Raw genomic sequence first — 15100 nt, 5'->3', positions numbered from 1 at the left:
TGCATTTCATCAGATGGAGAAAGCAATCAATGAATTATTCTCCATTGAATGAAGGAATGTATTGAATGATGTATACTGTAATAAGAATATGATAGGTAAAGGAGAGAGCCGTATGATACGTGTATTATTCGTTTGTCTCGGTAATATTTGTCGCTCACCCATGGCGGAAGGGGTATTTCGTAAGATGATTCATGATGAGCGCTTGGAAAATCTTATCGAAGTAGACTCTGCAGGTACAAGTGATTGGCATATTGGAAAGTCGCCACATGAGGGAACGCTTTCTAAGCTGGCAGAATTTAAAGTTTCAGCAGATGGAATGGTTGGACGTCAGTTGACTGTAAAAGATGCAGGGGACTTTGACTACATTATTGGAATGGATGCAGAAAACATCCGTAATATTCATAACCTGTTTGGCGATCATGATCATCAACGTGTACTTCGCTTTTTGGATTTAACAAGTCATCAAAAAGATGTTCCAGACCCGTACTTTACGGGAGACTTCCAAGAAACATATGACTTAGTACTAGAAGGCTGTCAATCGTTATTGGAGCTCATTAAAAAAGAGGAATTATCCAAGTGATTTATGCAATATTTATATGGTAGAGAATTATATTATATAAACACCGAAGTTTTTAAAACCTATGTATAGTGAGGGCGCCGAACATTTTGACTTACGAATTCAGTGCGACTACACTAAGTGGGAAAATGTCTGTTGGAGGAATTTATGAGTAATCATCCTTTTATTCCGATTATTGTCGGAACGAATATTAACGCCTATAATATGGCGATTTCATTTCATGAAGAATACGGCATCAAACCGATAATTGTAGGTAGAGAACCATTGCCATTCACAAGCTATAGTACAATTACAGATATCCAAGAACTGAATCCAAATTTGCACGATCCGAAAGTATTTGTTCAGTTCTTACGTGAAGTCGCTAAAAAGCATCGTACCGCTGATCAAAAGCTAGTACTTGTTGGAACAGATGATCTATACGTGCGAATGATAATTGAACAACGAGAAGCTTTGCAAAAAGATTTCTTATTCAATTACATTGATGAAGAAATCATGAATGCTGTGTATATCAAGAAAAATTTCTATGAGTTATGTGCAAAACATGGAATTGATACACCATCTACGTATTTCCATTCTTGTCTGTCAGACGAGCCGTTTACTGATGAAGTGCTGTTTCCGGTCATTATTAAACCGAGTGATGGTGTTCAATACTACCGTCATCCGTTTGAAGGACTGCAGAAGATTTATAAAGTAGATACATATGAAGAGGTTAACCGCATCATTCAAATGGTTAAAGCTAGTGGGTACACGGAAGATCTGATCATTCAGGATTTCATTCCAGGTGATGATACGTATATGTGGGATGCTGTGTATTATGCTGATCAGCATGGTAAAGCGCAGTTAATCACATTGGCGCAAGTCGTATTGCAGGAGCGTGCGATGACGGCAATCGGAAACTATACAGCATTGATTACGCGCTTTGATGAAGAGATCATGACTAAGCTTGCTAATTTCCTTGAAGCAATTGGTTATGTTGGTTACGGAAACTTCGACTTGAAATACGATGAACGCGATGGTAAATTCAAAGTGTTTGAAGTGAATATTCGTCAAGGGCGTTCAAGTTATTACATTACGCAGTGTGGTGAAAATATGGCGAAGTATTTAGTCGATGATTTGGTTTACGGAAAAGAAAAACCATTAACCTATCTAGATGATCATTTCCTATTTACAGTTGTGCCGAAAGCTGTATTGAAAAAATTTGTTGATAACCCGCCTATGGAAAAAGAGATTCGTTCTTTGATCAAAGCAGGGAAGTATGGCAATCCGTTATTTTATAATAAAGATAAGCATATGAAACGGAAAATCTATTTATTGATGCGTCAAATCAACTATTACAAGAAATATAAAAATGCTGTTGAAGAATAAAAACACCCTTGCGCGTAAGCGTAAGGGTGTTTTGCATTCAAATAAAACTTAACTGAATCGGTCAACTAAGTCGTGCATATTCTCTGCTTCTGTATGAAGATCAAGAGACGCGTGCATGATGGTATTGATTGCAGCCTTTTGCTCATCAATCGATGCATTCACTTGTTCCGTTGCTGCTGCTGATTCAGTTGCGACAGCCGCAATTTGGTCTATTGCTTGAACAACATCTTGTCTATTTTCATCCATGCTATTCATATCATTTTCCATAGTACGCAACAGTGATGTGATATTGAGTATAGAGTCGGATAATTGTTCAAAAGCATTTTTAGTTTCCAAAATCGTACTTTCTTGATTACTTGTCAGATCTAATGTATGTTTCATTTGATTTTCAGCAGATGTTGTATCTTTTCGAATATGCACTAGGAGATCACGAACTCTTGTAGTTGCCTCGTTTGTATCTTCCGATAGTTGACGTACTTCATTTGCTACTACAGCGAACCCTTTTCCATGTTCACCTGCACGAGCGGCTTCAATACTGGCGTTTAGTGCAAGTAAGTTCGTTTGCTCAGAGATAGATGAAATCGTTTGGACAATTGCTTGGATTTCGTTCATTCTAGATACGAGTTGTGAGAAGTTCCCTTGCAAATCGTTGATCACGACGTTAAAGTTCTGTGAGTTTTCTTCTAGTGTCTCCGCTTTATGCATACCGGAATTTTGCAATTCGTTCATACTGCGCATTTCAGTTACTACATTCTCATATTGCTCAGATGCATTGGAAATCAGCGTAGACAAATGATTCACTTTTGTGATCGCTACATCTGCTTCCTCTGATTGCAGTACTGCTCCTGAAGATACTTCAGCAATAGCGCTGTGTATTTCGTCAGCTGATGCTGTTGCTTCTTCTGTAATTGCGCTTAGTGTTTCTGAAGATGTTCTCATACGGTCTGAAGAGAGTCTTGTATGACCCACCATCTCATTCAGATTATTTTTCATTGTATTGACATTTTCAGCTAAGTGGCCCAGCTCATCATGTGAACGGATCGGAATGTTTTCACCCGATAGTTTACCTTCCGCAATTTCAGCCGTAATGAGACGGATATTCTTAATATATGAGGTCAGACGTCCTGAGAAAATAGAGAATAAAGCCACGCCCACAACGACAGAAATAATAACTGAAATCAAGGTATACCACAAAACGTTTTTAGCGCCGGCGTTAAAGTCTACCAGATACGTTCCGGCCACTACAATCCATCCCCAGTTTGGATCTTGTAGACCATAAGTGATTTTTGGCGCTTCTACATTCAAATTACTCGGCAATGGCCAATCGTACTGAACATATCCGCCTCCGCTTTTCGCTTCAGAAATGACTTCACGAATGAAGTAGCGACCGTCTTTTGTTTTAGTTTCATAAAGACTTTCACCTTCTTTTTGTGGATGTACGAGTAATGTCCCTTCCTCATCCACTACGTAAAAGTAGAAATTCTCTCCGTACTTCGCTGGATTGTCTAAAGGTCTAGTTCCGTCAGCAGCCATTGGTCCCATAATCTTATCTTTAGCTCGTTCTTGGGCATCTTTTAAGCTGAGTGAACCATTCTCTACTTGAATATTCAGCTCATCGATTAAGTCTAAAACCGCATATGTCCCATTCTGTAATCCCATTTCCCCGACTTTCTCAAGCTCTTGTTTGGCTACAAAGTAATTGACGATACCAACAGCTAATAATGGAATTAAAATTACCAGAGCTGCGAGCGCTATCAACTTATTGCGTACTGAACCTTTCAATATGTAATGCCCCCTTTTGCATTTTTGCTATATGAAACCTTTCTCCCTACTAGTAGTATAGGCTATTCTGATTAAGAACGGAATAGCTTGTCACATTTAATAGAGAATTTCTACTTAATTACCAAAAGTGATGTTAAATGACAATAGTAAAACCCTTCGATTCTTGACTTGAAAAATACAGTAGGCTACACTTAATAGAGCTGTGGCTGTACGGTTCTTTATAGTTTTCAACGGATAAAAACGGAAGTTGTACGGAGCTATAGTAACGTAAGGAGTGTTTGAGCAGTGCCGATTTTGGATAAAAATAATGCAGAAGATGTCAAAAGATATGAAACGTTTATGAGGAATTCCCCATTCCGTTCGATTACACAGGATCCTAACTGGGCGAATGTGAAAGATGACTGGGGGAATGAGCAAGTATATGTAGAACGGGACGGAGAAATCGTTGCCGCTATGTCCTTGTTGATACGTAAGGTACCAGGCGGTTTTTCATTGCTATACGCACCACGCGGACCTATTTGTGATTTACATGATCAGAAGTTGGTTGAAAAATTAATTCAAGAGGCAGAAGTGCTTGTGAAAAAACATAAAGCCTTTGCATTAAAAATGGATCCTGAACAGTTATATACGGATGAATTGGACAAGTTATATCGTGATGCGGGTTACATAGTACGTAACGAAGGCGCGGGTAAAGAAGATTTAATCCAGCCCCGTTACAATATGATTGTTAAATTGACGGACGAGGATGAAGATTCCTTAATGCTCAAGTTCCGTAGTAGAACGAGAAGTAAAATCCGAAGCTCTGCACGTAAAGGTGTGGAAATTTCTTATTCACGCAGTGATGAATATTTAAAGAAGTTCTTTGAAATCCATGAAGAAATGTCTGTTCGTAATCAAATTTCTATTCGTTCATATGATTATTTCGTCAAAATGCGAGAAGCATTCGATGACTTGCGCATCTATATAGCGAAGCATGAAGACGACTATTTAGCAGGTGCAGTAACGATTAACTATAACGGGAAATTATATTACTTATACGCTGGTAGCTCCAACACAAAGCGCAATCTAAACCCTAGTTATCTAATGAACTATGAAATGATGAAGTGGGGATTAGAAATTGGAGCAGAGCAGTATGATCTCGGTGGAGTGTTCGTGCTCGACAGTGAACAAGATGGATTGTACAATTTTAAAAATAGCTTCTGCCAAGTAGATGGTGTAACAGAATTTATCGGAGAAATCGATAAAGTATACAAACCTTTTATTTACAACATGTTCGTAAAAGTAGTGCCTAAAATTCAGAAGTTGAGAAAGAAGCTTCAAAAAAAATAACCGGTTGAAATCCTCAACTACAGAAAAGAGTGAACCGAATGAATTTTTTAGACGAGCTGAATGAATCTTTGCGCACAAAGTGGAATTTTAAACAGCCCATGCCCATTCAATCCCAGATGATACCTGAAATGCTGTCGGGTAAAGATATAGTGGCAGAATCACCCACAGGCACAGGTAAAACATTGGCTTATGCATTACCTGTAATTCAAATGGTAGACGGAGATTTACCGAAAACACAAGCATTAATCATTACACCATCACAAGAACTATCTATGCAGATTGTCAATGTGATACGTGATTTGGTTGAGGGAACTTCCGTAACAGTCACTCAGTTGATTGGCGGTGCAAACATGCAACGTCAAGTTGAAAAACTGAAGAAAAAACCAACGATTGTAGTGGGGACACCAGGAAGATTAAATGAGTTAGTAAGAGAACGTAAGCTCAAAATGTATGATATCCAGTATTTAGTCATCGACGAAGGGGATCAACTACTCTCACGCGAATATCGAGTATTGGTGAAAAGCTTAATTGAAGCTGCAAATCCTGAGCGTCAATTAGCTGTCGTATCTGCAACAATTACCGATGAAATTGAACTTGTTGCCAAACAACTAATGAAGGATCCGATCCGCCTGCAAGTCAATGCAGATGAAATTCCAAACAGTGGTCAAGTCGTTCATTCATACGTAAAAGTGGATGAACGTAAAAAGACCGACGTCCTCAGAGGGATTTCTGCATTATCAGGTGTTCGTGCACTGACATTCATGAACAATGTAGACCAGTTACGCATGAAAGAACTGAAACTGCTCTACAACGATGCACCTATCGCAGTACTTTATTCTGACATGAAAAAACTTGACCGTCAGAAAACATTGGAAGACTTCAGAAAAGGTACGATCCGCATCCTTATCGCTACTGACCTTGCTGCCAGGGGTCTAGATATCGAAGGGTTGACACACGTCATCCACGTCGACGTACCACACACAGTCGAACAATACTTACACAGATCAGGCAGAACAGGCCGCGCTGGAGCGGATGGAGAAGTTCTCACACTGCTATCTTACCCAGAAGAACGCGACTATCGTAAAGTATCCAAAGGTATCAAAACTGTCCAAAAAGTCTGGTACAATGGAAAACTGATCGAAGGAAATTCTAAGACTTTGGACGAAATGAAAAAAGCCGCACCAAAGAAATCAAAGCCAAAAGTAAAGAAAAAGAAATAACGAAAAACGTATCATCGCCTAGACGATACGCAATGACTGAAGACGAACTCCATCAAGGAGGGCTGCTCTTCAGTTTTTCTTTTATCTTTTAACGAGTTTCTCACTCACCAGATAATTCTACGCAAAAAAATAAGCAAGCGCGAAGTCTCTCCGTGCTTGCTCATTTCTATCATCAATCAAGCTGAGTCAAAATAATAGGCTGACCTTTTGTCACGACAATCGTATGCTCGATCTGTGCAACGAGTGATTTATCAGGCGTAACAAACGTCCAACCGTCATCCAACTCAATCACATGCTCAGCTTTTTGCGAAACGAATGGCTCCACTGCCAAAACCATACCATCCGTCAATAACGTTTTATCCCAAGGATCATAATAATTAAGAACATGCTGGGGCTCTTCATGAAGAGACGTGCCAATTCCATGTCCGGTTAAGTTTTTGATCACATGCAAGCCATTATCTTTCGCTTCACGTTCAACAGCTTTGCCGATTTGATTCAAACTAGAACCTGCTTTCACTTTCAATAACGCGCGGTCCAAAGCTGACTTTGCCACATCACATAGTTTCTGCTTTTGCTCGTCAGGTGTACCCGCCACGAATGAAATACCAGTATCAGCAAAAAAGCCGCCAAACGATCCGGAAACGTCTATATTCACAAGGTCACCGTCTTGGATCACATAGCTTCCTGGAATGCCATGTGCTACCTGATGGTTGACGCTGATGCATGTATAGCCAGGGAAATCATACTGATCGATAGGAGCAGAAACCGCACCTTTTTCAGCAAATAAACGTCCTGCCATATCATCAAGTTCCTTCGTTGTAATGCCCGGAACTGTAGCATCTTTCAACGTTTCACGGATCTCAGCGACAATTTTTCCTATTACGCGCAATCCCTCTAATTCTTCATCATTTTTTACAATCATGTTCACAAGTCCTTTCTTCCGTACAATTTAATCAATCCTACTATATCATACTTTATTGATGTTTTTTTAATGATTTGCTTGTTCTTCCCATTACTCACTTCAACACTTTTACACCTTGATATACATTCCAAATCAGAACGATAACAAACAATAAACTATATAAAATAATGAAGAGCATGGGAATGAATCCCCAGAACATCATATTGCTGTCTGCATTTGTAATGGTGTCAGCATTAAAAGAAAAGATGGAAAAAGACATAATGACGAAACCGGCAATTAGTAAAGCCATTGGAACTATATGCGAAACGAGCGCTTTTTTGGCATGACGGCGAACTTCGAATTCATCTGTCACAAAATAAATGATGATTGGCAACAGAAGGGGAGCGAAGAACACACTGAAATAACTAAGAGAAGACAATAATTTCGAATTTGACATAGCGTAACCTCCACTCTCTAGCATGATATTCTATACCCTAACCTATACCCTATTTTACGGTATAATCACGAAAAAAACACGGCTGCCCAATTGGCGCCGTGTTATAATTGTAGCGGCTTTGAAAAACGCCGACCCATAAATACTATGAAGCCGATGACTGCGGAAAGAAATAGAGCCGCTGTCGAAACGAATAATTCATCTGTACCGTTTTTCATTGCTATACCAATGAATGACCAAATGATAATTAAATTAAACATAGAATCATGGTAATGATACATAAAATGTAGAGCGATCGCTGCGGCTAAAGTTAAGAAGAGTACTGTCCATAGTGGATCACTCAAACCCCATCCTGTCCAATCGTGGAATTTGAAAGCATAATTAGAATTAGCGATGACTGCGATGAAAATCCATCCCATATAAGCGGAGATGGGAAGTCGTTCCTTATTTCTACCCTCAATTTTGGGATAACTGAAATACAGCACTAACAAGCAAATTAATAATGCGATCACGCTGACAATAGCCCAATAATAATAACTATAATGCCACAATAAAAGCCATGCGATATTTAAAAAACAGCTGAGTGAGAACGAAATTGCACGTAAATTCGCAACTGAAGAAGAAAGTCTAGGTGAAGCCTTGAAAAATGAGTATAGCCAACTGACCAGTAGCAGATCTAGCACTATCCAAATTGAAAAAACATACTCTGCAGGCATGAATAGAACCGGTACTCGATTAGCAATTTCCCAAGTAGTCAATCCATTAAGTGGGATTAAATTTGCGGCGATATGAGTTCCAATCATGATGAGTAACGAAAGTACCATCAAAATAATTCTTAGCATGATAAAATCCTCCTGAACAACAGTATACAGAGATTACTGTTCGATAGAGGGGGAAAGTATGAATTTTCCTTTACAATTGAGAAATTGTGGCGTTCTATTGTCTTGTACATGTAAAAAATACTATAATAAGAACTAATGAATTCAGGTAACGGGTACTGATTCTTCATTTCATTCACATCGATTGAATAAAATCTTAGGTTAAAACAGAATGCTTCGAAAAGGATGAGGATAAATGATTTTACTTGAAGGGGAGCAATGTTATCTGCGCATTCTGACAGAAGATGATGCGTATCAGTTCACCCAAATGCTCATAGCGAATAAAGAGTACTGGACGGAATTTGAACCCCGTCACGATAATACGTATTATACAGTTGCGATGCAGCGCGATAAAATACGTGAATCACTGTATCAGATGCGTGATCGTCGGGAGTATAATTTCGGTATTTTTGATTCGGAGACCAGTATGATCATTGGTCAAATTTCATTGTACAGCATCAAAAGGTTACCGTTCTCCAGCGGATTTGTCGGGTATTCCATTGACCAGCGCCAAACAGGAAGAGGAATCGGTACTGAAGCGGTCTTGCTTATTAATCAGTTTGCGTTTGAAAAAGTAAATTTGCATAGGGTAGAGGCATACGTATCACCGCGTAATGTAGGTTCAGTGAAAGTGTTGGAAAAGGCAGGATACCATCGTGAAGGGTTGCTACGGCAATTGCTGTTTATCAATGGTGTGTGGGAAGATCATTATATGTTTGGAATGGTCGAAGAGGATTATTGAAAGGGTAAGACCCTTTGGGGAAAGTGGATGACTATATGGAAAAGCCGGCTCTTCGAATAGAAGAAGCCGGCTGTTTTGATTAGACGTATTTTACTGAGATAGTTCCTGTGCTTTGTAACCATCTTCAATAATGTCCAGCTTGCCGTTTTCGGGGTTGATTACAAGACCGTGAACATTTACATCAGTTGGGATAAGAGGGTGGTTACGGATCGCGTCTACACTCTGTTTTACGCTCTCTGTCACGTCACTAAAACCGTGTAACCATTTCTCCATGTCAATTCCCGAATACTTCAATGTTTTGAACATGGTCGGATCCACACCGCGTTCTATCATATGCCCAATAATATGATCCGTATTAATAGAACTCATACCGCAGTCATGGTGTCCAACTACATAGACTTCATCTGCCTGTAATTCATAAACTGCTACTAACACACTTCGCATTAGACCGCCAAAAGGAGACGTGATAATCGCGCCAGCACTTTTAATAATTTTAGCATCGCCATTTTTCAAGTTCATCGCTTTAGGAAGAAGCTCGATCAGTCTAGTATCCATACATGTAAGGATGACAATCCGTTTATTAGGGAATTTTGTAGTAGAGAACTCTTCGTACTTTTTATCTTCGACGAACGTCTTGTTGTAATTCATAATTTCAGATAATGATGTCATTGTAGTATCCCTCCTGGACGGTTTATATGTAATCTGTAAAAAAAGAAAAGAGTTGCCGTTTGAGGCAACTCTAATCATAAAATCCATATCCATTAAGACTGGAATAGAAGCAAATTAGTTTCTGCCTTCAGGTTTTGGATCAACTGTAATTGAGTCATTTGAATCTAATGATCCAGACAAGAAGTGCATCGTAAACAATGATGCAAGTCCAAGAACGACCATGTAACCGATAACTGTTGTATACATTAAGCCCATTTGAAAGCCCCTCTTTCCAAAATATATTATGTTCTCTTATATATTATACACGATATCCGGATGAATATTAAGTGCTTCAGCAAACTTTGAATGAGAAGTGACAGATTTTAGAATGCCCAATTACCGTTACGGAAGACAGGTTCAACTGTTCCGTCCTCAAGAATTCCATCAATATCCATCTTTTCAGATCCAATCATGAAGTCCACATGTGTCAAGCTTTGATTCAATCCATTGGCTTGTAGTTGTTCGGAATCCATTTCTTTTCCGCCGTCTAGACAAAATGCGTACGCGCTACCGATCGCTAAGTGATTTGAAGCATTTTCATCGAATAAAGTATTGTAGAATAAAACATTTGAATTAGAAATAGGTGAGTCATGTGGTACCAATGCCACTTCACCAAGGAATTGTGAGCCTTCATCGGTGTCGACAAGTTGCCTCAGTATTTCTTCACCTTGATCCGCGGAAACGCTTGTAATTTTACCATTCTCGAATTGGATAGTGAAACCATCAATAATTGTACCCGCATAGCTCAGTGGTTTGGTACTTGTAACAGAACCATTGACACCTGTTTTTAAGGGTGCTGTAAAGACTTCTTCAGTCGGCATATTGGCCATGAATTCATGGCCGGCCTGGTTAACACTACCAGCTCCACACCATAAGTGCTTTTCCGGTAATTCTATTGTTAAATCAGTGCCTGGAGCTGTATAATGGAGTTTGCGGTAATGTTTCCCATTCAAGTAATCTACTTTTTCATGTAGGTTTTCATTATGCTTTTTCCACGCCTGCACTGGATCGTGTTGATCGGCTCTTACAGCACGCAAAATGGAATTCCAAAGAGCAGGTACTTGTTCTTCCATAGGTAGTTCAGGGAAGATTTTGGCTGCCCACGCAATTGACGGTGCAGCAATTACTGTCCAGCTAAATTTATCTGCTTGCATAGCTTGTCTGAACTTACTGAGAGCTGTGCTGGAAGCTTTTTGATTATCGCGTATTCTGCTAGACTCAATACCATTTAGTAAGTCTGGGTCTTGCGATACGATCGACATAAAAGCTGCGCCTTTTTCGGCAAGCTGTTCACGTTCCATTTGTTTCCACGAAGGAAACTCGGAAAACGAATCTGCAGGTGCTTTTTCATAACGCAGACGTGTAACGACATCGTCTACCCAGTCTACGAAAACTTGTCTCGCACCAGCTTCATAAGCTTTTTCAACGATTAATCGAACAAATGAAGTAGTTTCTGTAGAAGCGCTGATGAATAGATATTGGTCCTGTTGAATATTTACACCCACCTTTACAGCTAAGTCGGCATAATTGGAAAGTTGATCTTGAAATTGATTCATCATGACATCTCCTTTTTACGTATTGTGACAATTCTAACAAGCGGGGATTGCAGTTCGCAACGATAAAGCAATACGGATAGTATAAATTACTCTTAGATCCATAAGAATAGTCAACTGTTTGCCCTAAACAACGTCATAAAACAACCGAAATAATAAGAAGAATGTAGTATTTGGAGGCTTTATACATGGATTTATCCACAATTGTAGGTTTGGTATTAGGATTTGCTGCTCTACTTGTTGGGATGACGCTCAAAGGAGTAACACCTGATGCGTTACTAAACCCGGCTGCAATCCTGATCATCATAGCAGGAACGATCGCCGCCGTTGTCATCGCGTTTCCAATGAACGAGTTAAAAAAAGTACCGAAATTATTTAAAATCATTTTCACTCAACAAAAGCTTGCATCAGATGGAGAGTTGATTCGTCTATTTTCTTCTTGGGCTGATATTGCACGTCGAGAAGGATTACTTGCTTTGGAAGCGAAAACAGATGAAATTGATGACCCATTTTTAAAGAATGGCTTAGGTTTGGCAATTGACGGACAAAATGCTGATTACATTCGTGATGTATTAAGCGAGGAAGTAGAGGCTATGCAAGAGCGACACTCCGTCGGGGCGCTCATTTTTTCGCAAGCCGGTACATATGCACCTACATTAGGGGTTTTAGGAGCCGTTGTAGGTCTGATTGCCGCACTAAAAGATATGAATAATATTGATGCGTTAGGACATGCGATTTCTGCTGCATTCATTGCGACATTGCTTGGTATTTTCACAGGATACGTTTTATGGCATCCATTTTCCAATAAACTTGTACGTAAATCAAAAGAAGAAGTCCGCCAGAGGACCATGGTAATCGAAGGAATTCTTTCCGTATTGGAAGGGGAGGCACCGCGTGTCATCGAACAAAAGTTAGCATCTTATCTTTCTGTTGAGGACCGGAAGAAGCTAGCTATTGACGGCGGCGAAGGAGCTGGTAAAGTTGGCGAAGAAGCGTAAGAAAAAGAAACATGAAATAGAACACATCAACGAATCCTGGCTTTTGCCTTATGCCGATCTATTGACATTATTACTGGCATTATTCATCGTATTATTCGCTACTAGTTCAGTGGATGAAGGGCGATTTGCAGAAGTCTCTAAAGTGTTCAGTGAAATATTCGAAAGTGGCAGCGGAATCATGAGTGAAAGCGCGCCAACGACTACCCCAGTCCCTGACGACTCGGTAGGAGAGTTGGATGAGAACTCCTCCTATATGGAAGATCAGCAATCCTTGGGCGAAACGCAGGACGATTTAGACGAATACATTGCAGTAAACGAGCTAGAAAATCAGTTTGACACCAAAATGACGAATGAAGGCTTATTGCTGACGATTCGCGACAGTGTGTTGTTTAAATCGGGACAAGCGACAATCAATCCGGAGTATAAGAGACTGGCTAATGATATTTCTCAGTTACTGACACTTGATAGACCGCGCCAAGTGGTCATCACAGGTCATACAGACGATATTCCCATCAATAACGCGCAGTACTCATCAAACTGGGAACTAAGCGTTATGCGTGCTGTAGAGTTCCTGAAAATCATTGTGCAGGACAATGAAGTCGATCCGAATCTATTCAGCGCAAAAGGATACGGAGAATATAAGCCAATTGTTCCGAATGACACGATAGAAAACCGCAGTAAAAACCGTAGAGTAGAAGTACTCATTCAGCCACTCGTCTTAAAAGATGGAACACCGATTCAACCGCAATAAAAAAACGACTCCACGTGGAGTCGTTTTTTTATTTGCGCATAGAACCAAGTTCTGCCGCGATTGCTTGCATTTCATTTGGCGTGATGTTGTCACGCTTCATAACCGTAGTATACATGTAATACAAGTCTTCATATTGTTCCGTGCTGAAATTTTCGGACTTCATTGCATCCACATTTACCATGCGAAGCTTTTCTTTAATTTTTTCAATCATGTATGAGATATTCTCTGGTGATTTTGTAGATAGATCCATGTTCGTACCGCCTTTCCTCTAATGGAAACTATCATTTCATGAAAGTCGTAAGCTGTCAACTGAACTGTGAAGTGTTACTTGCGCGCTTCCTCACGCTCTTCGTCAATTTTCTTCTTGAACCTTCTAGTTTCCATAATAACTACTCCGGACAATCCTAGCAATCCAATCAAGTTTGGAATCGCCATTAATCCGTTTAATACATCAGCTAAGATCCATACTAGATCAAGTGATGCAGTGGCCCCCACATAAATAAATGCAACAAATACTACACGGTATGCGAGTACAGCCACACGATTAGGGAATAAATACTGGAAACATTTCTCGCCGTAATAACTCCACCCTAAAATAGTAGAAGTAGCAAAGAATACTAGTCCAATTGAGACTAAAATGGGTCCAGTACTACCGAGGAAGGAGCCAAATGCTTGGGCTGTCAAAGCACCCGCATCAATTGACTTATCTTGCCATTGATTACTCATAACAATAGTAACACCTGTAATCGAACAAATGATTAATGTATCGAATAATACTTGCGTCATCGATACAAGTGCCTGACGCCCGGGCATGTCTGTACGTGCAGCTGCTGCAGCGATGGGTGCTGAACCTAAACCTGCTTCGTTAGAGAAGAGTCCGCGCGCTACACCAAATCGGATGACTGTACCGATTGCACCGCCGGCAACTGCCTGACCTGTAAATGCATCCGAGAAAATAAGGCCGAATGCCGCTGGAACTTGTTCAATATTCAAAACCATAACGATCGCTCCGGCAATGAAATAAAATAATGCCATGATCGGTACGAAAAATGCCGTTACACGACCGATAGATTTGATTCCGCCAAGAATGACAAGAGCTCCGAATATCAATAGAGCAATTCCCGTAATGTAGTGAGGTACTTCAAATGTGCTATTCATTACATCTGCAACTGCCTTTGATTGTGTTCCATTACCAATCCCGAAAGCAGCCAAAGCGCCGAATATCGCAAATAGTACACCGAGCCATTTTTGTTTTAAACCATGCTCGAGATAGTACATCGGTCCTCCAGCCATTAAGCCGTTGGAATCTTTAACGCGATACTTAACAGCAAGAATTGCTTCACTATACTTTGTCGCCATACCGAAGAAACCGGCTAGCCACATCCAGAAGATAGCACCGGGTCCACCTGCTACGACGGCAGATGCAACCCCGACAATATTACCAACACCTACAGTGGCGGCCATCGCGGTCATCAATGCCTGGAACTGTGAAATATCCCCGTCAGCTTGTTTATCATGTTTCCGTGAGAATACTTGTTTCAAAGAATAGGGCAGTAAACGTAATTGAATGAATGTCAAACGCATTGTTAAATAAATACCGGTACCAATTAATAAAATCAATAACGGGGGTCCCCAAATCAAATCGGACGCAGTGGTCAAAAACTTTTCGATGTTCTCCATTTCATCCCCTCCAATTTCTCTATGCTGTTTGTATCGTTTCCACAGTTGCTGGAATCAACCCCTCTCAATAAATTCTGATAGTATATGTTATTGTTAATAATCCAAAAAATAGAACCGTTCGTCAAGCTTTTTTTTAATAAAGTGGAACAAAGATTGTTTGGT

General features: G+C 40.1%; 16 protein-coding genes. 7 read left to right on the top strand and 9 right to left on the bottom strand.

Annotation, left to right across the window (positions count from 1 at the left end; genetic code table 11):
* The first annotated feature begins 112 nt into the window (after positions 1 to 112).
* Both CSV69_RS13470 and CSV69_RS13465 read left to right on the top strand, forming a co-directional pair.
* Positions 113 to 580 carry a low molecular weight protein-tyrosine-phosphatase gene (locus CSV69_RS13470; protein WP_085427063.1) on the top strand — a complete coding sequence of 156 codons (468 nt, stop codon included), beginning with the start codon at positions 113 to 115 and terminating at the stop codon, positions 578 to 580.
* Between the two features lie 144 nt (positions 581 to 724).
* Complete coding sequence (locus tag CSV69_RS13465) at positions 725 to 1942, top strand: carboxylate--amine ligase (RefSeq protein WP_099693678.1); 1218 nt, start codon at positions 725 to 727, stop codon at positions 1940 to 1942.
* A 48-nt stretch (positions 1943 to 1990) separates the two neighbouring features.
* Here CSV69_RS13465 and CSV69_RS13460 read toward each other — a convergent pair whose 3' ends face one another.
* Positions 1991 to 3724: a methyl-accepting chemotaxis protein gene (locus CSV69_RS13460; protein ID WP_099693677.1), complete on the bottom strand. Its 1734-nt coding sequence runs from the start codon at positions 3722 to 3724 to the stop codon at positions 1991 to 1993.
* 285 nt (positions 3725 to 4009) lie between these two features.
* Here CSV69_RS13460 and CSV69_RS13455 point away from each other — a divergent pair, with 285 nt between their 5' ends.
* Both CSV69_RS13455 and CSV69_RS13450 read left to right on the top strand, forming a co-directional pair.
* On the top strand, positions 4010 to 5053 hold the full coding sequence (locus CSV69_RS13455) for a lipid II:glycine glycyltransferase FemX (protein WP_099693676.1): 1044 nt from the start codon (positions 4010 to 4012) through the stop codon (positions 5051 to 5053).
* A 38-nt stretch (positions 5054 to 5091) separates the two neighbouring features.
* Positions 5092 to 6273 (top strand): DEAD/DEAH box helicase, encoded by a 1182-nt coding sequence (locus CSV69_RS13450; protein ID WP_099693675.1) that lies wholly within the window; start codon positions 5092 to 5094, stop codon positions 6271 to 6273.
* Positions 6274 to 6445: 172 nt separating this feature from the next.
* Here the strand turns inward: CSV69_RS13450 and map are convergent, their stop codons facing one another.
* From map to CSV69_RS13435, 3 genes are all read right to left on the bottom strand, one after another.
* Complete coding sequence (map, locus tag CSV69_RS13445; protein ID WP_085427058.1) at positions 6446 to 7195, bottom strand: type I methionyl aminopeptidase; 750 nt, start codon at positions 7193 to 7195, stop codon at positions 6446 to 6448.
* 94 nt (positions 7196 to 7289) lie between these two features.
* A complete protein-coding gene (locus CSV69_RS13440) occupies positions 7290 to 7631 on the bottom strand; it encodes a magnetosome magnetite crystal formation protein family (RefSeq protein ID WP_099693674.1) in 342 nt (113 codons plus the stop codon).
* A 101-nt stretch (positions 7632 to 7732) separates the two neighbouring features.
* On the bottom strand, positions 7733 to 8470 hold the full coding sequence (locus tag CSV69_RS13435) for a hypothetical protein (RefSeq protein ID WP_085427056.1): 738 nt from the start codon (positions 8468 to 8470) through the stop codon (positions 7733 to 7735).
* Between the two features lie 232 nt (positions 8471 to 8702).
* On the opposite strand from CSV69_RS13435, the gene CSV69_RS13430 reads away from it, so the two are divergent.
* A complete protein-coding gene (locus CSV69_RS13430; RefSeq protein ID WP_085427055.1) occupies positions 8703 to 9248 on the top strand; it encodes a GNAT family N-acetyltransferase in 546 nt (181 codons plus the stop codon).
* Positions 9249 to 9338: 90 nt separating this feature from the next.
* On the opposite strand, the gene CSV69_RS13425 is transcribed toward CSV69_RS13430, so the two are convergent.
* From CSV69_RS13425 to CSV69_RS13420, 3 genes are all read right to left on the bottom strand, one after another.
* Positions 9339 to 9917, bottom strand: coding sequence for a beta-class carbonic anhydrase (locus tag CSV69_RS13425; RefSeq protein WP_085427054.1), 579 nt, complete (start codon positions 9915 to 9917; stop codon positions 9339 to 9341).
* 114 nt (positions 9918 to 10031) lie between these two features.
* Positions 10032 to 10172 carry a hypothetical protein gene (locus tag CSV69_RS17075; protein WP_198166227.1) on the bottom strand — a complete coding sequence of 47 codons (141 nt, stop codon included), beginning with the start codon at positions 10170 to 10172 and terminating at the stop codon, positions 10032 to 10034.
* 107 nt (positions 10173 to 10279) lie between these two features.
* Positions 10280 to 11512, bottom strand: coding sequence for an aminopeptidase (locus CSV69_RS13420; RefSeq protein WP_099693673.1), 1233 nt, complete (start codon positions 11510 to 11512; stop codon positions 10280 to 10282).
* Between the two features lie 185 nt (positions 11513 to 11697).
* Here CSV69_RS13420 and motA point away from each other — a divergent pair, with 185 nt between their 5' ends.
* Together motA and motB are read left to right on the top strand one after the other, a co-directional pair.
* Complete coding sequence (gene motA / locus CSV69_RS13415; RefSeq protein ID WP_085427052.1) at positions 11698 to 12507, top strand: flagellar motor stator protein MotA; 810 nt, start codon at positions 11698 to 11700, stop codon at positions 12505 to 12507.
* Positions 12491 to 13258: a flagellar motor protein MotB gene (gene motB, locus CSV69_RS13410; RefSeq protein WP_099626176.1), complete on the top strand. Its 768-nt coding sequence runs from the start codon at positions 12491 to 12493 to the stop codon at positions 13256 to 13258. The genes motA and motB overlap by 17 nt, the downstream gene beginning before the upstream one ends.
* A gap of 28 nt (positions 13259 to 13286) precedes the next feature.
* Here motB and CSV69_RS13405 read toward each other — a convergent pair whose 3' ends face one another.
* Together CSV69_RS13405 and CSV69_RS13400 are read right to left on the bottom strand one after the other, a co-directional pair.
* On the bottom strand, positions 13287 to 13508 hold the full coding sequence (locus tag CSV69_RS13405) for a DUF1128 domain-containing protein (RefSeq protein ID WP_085427050.1): 222 nt from the start codon (positions 13506 to 13508) through the stop codon (positions 13287 to 13289).
* A gap of 74 nt (positions 13509 to 13582) precedes the next feature.
* Positions 13583 to 14938 carry an alanine/glycine:cation symporter family protein gene (locus CSV69_RS13400; RefSeq protein ID WP_099693672.1) on the bottom strand — a complete coding sequence of 452 codons (1356 nt, stop codon included), beginning with the start codon at positions 14936 to 14938 and terminating at the stop codon, positions 13583 to 13585.
* Positions 14939 to 15100 lie beyond the last annotated feature (162 nt).

The organism is Sporosarcina sp. P26b, assembly GCF_002743245.1.
Taxonomy (GTDB): domain Bacteria; phylum Bacillota; class Bacilli; order Bacillales_A; family Planococcaceae; genus Sporosarcina; species Sporosarcina ureae_C.
Note: the sequence above shows the minus strand (reverse complement) of the source record. Positions and strands in the feature narration are given on the sequence as shown.